Consider the following 3,667-nt stretch of genomic DNA (forward strand, 5'->3'; position numbering starts at 1 on the left):
ACAGGCGTGCACCCAGCCGCTCCTCGAGTTCACGAATCGCACGGCTCAACGGCGGTTGGGACACGTGCAGCGTCTCGGCGGCCTGCCGGAAGCTCGACGTGTCGGCCACCGCCAGGAAGAGTGCGAGAGAGCGTGAATCCAGGCGCGATGACATACCAAAAAGGTATCACGAACTGGGTCATTCCCCATGCCATGACCTGCTCCTACAGTGGCTTGCATCGGAATTCAGGAGCCGCTCATGACCATCAGACATCTCATCGCCGCAGGCAGCCTCGCTGCCATCTGCTCCACCGCCAACGTTGCCGCTGAGCCCCATGGAGCCGCACGATGAGCGCCGACCGCTACGAACGCGGCGCCGCCATGCTGGCTACCGTGGACGGCCCCGCGGGCTTGGCGGTCGTAGAGGGGCTGGCGAAATCCTTTCCCGATTTCGCGCGCTACATCGTCGAGTTCCCGTTCGGCGACATCTATGCGCGCAAGGGGCTGGGCCTGCGCGAACGCGAACTCGCCACGGTCGCGGCGCTGTGTGCCCTCGGTCACGCTCAGCCTCAACTTCGGGTGCACGTGCACGCCGCCCTTCATGTCGGTTGCTCGCCAAATGAAATCGTCGAGGTGGTGATGCAGATGGCCGTCTACGCGGGATTCCCGGCGGCACTCAACGGCCTGGCGGTTGTGCGAGAAGTCTTCGCAGAGTCGGGTATTCCACTGCCCGTGGGTTCCGACTAGCGGTGTCCGTCGATCGGTGCCGGCTCGCGCCTCTTGCGCAACCGCCGGGCAAGGTGCCCAATGCTGTCGGTTTGCATCGACAACAACGTACTGCACGCGGCCCTCGCGCTGTTTCGGCCGCCGTGCGGGGAGGACTCGCCATGACGACAGCCGACCCGCTGGCCGCGCGACTCTCGCAGGAGTCGCCTGATGCCTTGATCGCCACCGGGGACGACGGCCGCGTCACCTGGTGGAACCCGGCGGCCGAGGCGATGTTCGGCTACCGGCGCGATGAGGCGATCGGCCGGCTGCTCCCGGAGCTGCTGGCGCCCGCGGACTCGCCGGAGCCGGCGGGCGACGAGCGCAGCCGCGAGGTGGTGCGCCGCTGCCGGGACGGCTCGCTGATCTACGTGCTGGCGTCGACGCGGATGCTGGAGCCGGTGGCCGGCCAGGGCGGCGGCCACCTGCACCGCATGGCCGACGTCACCCACATGAAGATGCGGCGCGATGCCGGCCTGATCGACACCCGCTACCGCGGCCTGCTCGAGTCGACGCCGGACGCGATCGTGATCGTCAACGACATCGGCCGCATCGTGTTCGTCAACGGCCAGGCCGAGGCGGTGTTCGGCTACCGGCGCGACGAGATCGCCGGCCGGCCGCTGGAGATGCTGATGCCCGAGCGCTTTCGCGGTGCGCACGTCGGGCACCGGGCGCACTACATGGCGCAGTCGCGCACGCGCGAGATGGGCCTGGGGCTGCAGCTGTACGGGCTGCGCAAGAGCGGCGAGGAGTTCCCGGTCGAGATCAGCCTGAGCCCGCTGGAGACCGAGGCCGGGCGCATGGGCATGAGCGCGATTCGCGACATGACCTACCGCCGCAAGGCCGAGCAGAAGTTCCGCGGCCTGCTCGAATCGGCCCCCGATGCCATCGTCATCGTCGATCGCAACGGCCACATCGTGCTGGTCAACACGCAGACCGAGCGGCTGTTCGGCTACCCACGCGCCGAACTGCTGGGCCAGTCGGTGGACCTGCTGGTGCCCGAACGCTTCCGCGGCAACCACCCGGGGCACCGCACGCGCTTCATCGCCGACCCGAAGGTGCGCTCGATGGGCGAAGGCCTGGAGCTGCACGGGCGGCGGCGCGACGGCTCGGAGTTTCCGGTCGAGATCAGCCTGAGCCCGCTGGAGACCGAGGACGGCACGCTGGTCAGCAGCTCGATCCGCGACATCACCGAGCGCCGGCGCGTCGAGCATGCGCTGCAGGAGAAGAACGTCGAGCTCGAGCGGGCCAACCAGGCCAAGGACAAGTTCCTCGCGACCATGAGCCACGAGCTGCGCACGCCGCTGAACGCGGTGATCGGCTTCACCGGCCTGCTGCTGATGAAGCTGCCGGGGCCGCTGACGCCCGACCAGGAGAAGCAGCTGAGCATGGTGCAGTCGAGCGCCAAGCACCTGCTGTCGCTGATCAACGAYSTGCTCGACCTGGCGAAGATCGATTCCGGCAACGTGCAGATGCAGCTGGTCCCGGTGGCCTGCCGCTCGCTGGTGGACGAGGTGGCGGCCACGCTGCGGCCGGTGGCCGAGGGCAAGGGGCTGCGCCTGCTGGTGCAGATGCCCGATGGCGCGCTCGAGATGCGCACCGACCGCCGCGCGGTGCACCAGATCCTGATCAACCTCGTGAACAACGCGATCAAGTTCACCGAGGCGGGCACGGTGTCGGTGACGGTCGGCTTCAAGAGCCGCGACGCGGACCGCTGCGTCGAGCTGGCGGTGGCCGACACCGGTGCCRGCATCTCGGCGCAGGACCAGGCCACGCTGTTCCAGGCCTTCGCACGGGTGGGCAGCAGTGCCGCGCGGGCGCGCACCGAGGGCACCGGCCTCGGCCTGTACCTGAGCCGCAAGCTGGCCGAGCTGCTGGGCGGGCGCATCGAGCTGAGCAGCGAGGTCGGCCGGGGCAGCTGCTTCACGCTGGTGCTGCCGATCGCGCAGGACTGACCGGCATGGGCGCACGGGTGCTGATCGTCGAAGACAACGCGATGAACCGCGAGCTGATGGACTACCTGCTGCGCGCCTTCGGCTTCGAGACGCTGAAGGCGGTCGACGGGCGCGTCGGGCTGGACATCGCGCGGCGCGAGAAGCCCGACCTGATCCTGTGCGACATCCAGATGCCCGAGATCGACGGCATGGAGTTCGCGCGCCTGGCCAAGGCCGACCCCGTGCTGCGCGAGGTGCCCCTGGTCGCGGTGACCGCGTTCGCGATGGTGGGCGACCGCGAACGCGTGCTGGCACAGGGCTTCGATGGCTACATCTCGAAGCCGCTCGAGCCTCTGASTKTCATCGAGGCGGTCAACCAGCTGCTGCCGGCCGGCCTGCGCCGGTCGAACGAGGCGCCCGGCACGGCGCCCGCCGCGCCTCACCGGCCGGTGGTGCCCATCGCCACCATCCTGGTGGTCGACGATTCGCCGATCAACCTCGAACTCAAGCGCGACCTGCTGCAGCCGCACGGCTACGAGGTGTTGACGGCATTGACGCCGGGCCTCGCGCTGCAGATGGCGCGCGAGCGGCTGCCGGYGCTGATCATCTCGGACGTCGGCATGAGCGAGGGCACCGGCTTCGACTTCATCCGCAGCGTGAAGGCCGACCCGCGGCTGCGCGACATCCCGTTCATCTTCCTGTCGTCGACACACTGGAACGAGGCCTCGCGCCAACTGGGGCTGGAGCTCGGTGCCTTCCGCTACCTGCTGCGGCCGCTGGAGCCGGCGCTGCTGCTGGCCGAGATCGAGGCCTGCGTGCGCCGTTGAGGGCTCGCAGGATGGACCGATAGCGAGATCACCTCAATGCGAGTGCCGATGGTGCTCGTCGGGGACGTGCGGGTGTGCATGGCGCATCGGCTCGTGACGATGCGGGTGGCTGTGCACCACACCGGCCGGCGGCGCATCGAGGCCATGAGCGTGGGTGTGGTG

General features: G+C 69.0%; 4 protein-coding genes. 3 read left to right on the forward strand and 1 reads right to left on the reverse strand.

From position 1 onward, the window contains the following. A partial coding sequence (locus tag AC1D01_RS24965) for a helix-turn-helix domain-containing protein (protein WP_477871158.1) occupies positions 1-154 on the reverse strand: 154 nt, incomplete at its 3' end. 173 nt (positions 155-327) lie between these two features. On the opposite strand from AC1D01_RS24965, the gene AC1D01_RS24970 reads away from it, so the two are divergent. From AC1D01_RS24970 to AC1D01_RS24980, 3 genes are all read left to right on the forward strand, one after another. Next, a complete protein-coding gene (locus tag AC1D01_RS24970; RefSeq protein WP_477871152.1) occupies positions 328-726 on the forward strand; it encodes a carboxymuconolactone decarboxylase family protein in 399 nt (132 codons plus the stop codon). 140 nt (positions 727-866) lie between these two features. Continuing rightward, positions 867-2,699 (forward strand): PAS domain S-box protein, encoded by a 1,833-nt coding sequence (locus AC1D01_RS24975; protein ID WP_477871154.1) that lies wholly within the window; start codon positions 867-869, stop codon positions 2,697-2,699. Positions 2,700-2,704: 5 nt separating this feature from the next. Further along, positions 2,705-3,505, forward strand: a complete 801-nt coding sequence (locus tag AC1D01_RS24980; protein ID WP_477871156.1) for a response regulator — start codon at positions 2,705-2,707, stop codon at positions 3,503-3,505. Positions 3,506-3,667 lie beyond the last annotated feature (162 nt).

The organism is Rhizobacter sp. P3_B12 (assembly GCF_056402895.1).

What these genes read in the sequence shown, in the direction of transcription:
- AC1D01_RS24970 (WP_477871152.1), top strand. Translation starts at nt 328, where the DNA reads ATGAGCGCCGACCGCTACGAACGCGGCGCCGCCATGCTGGCTACCGTG.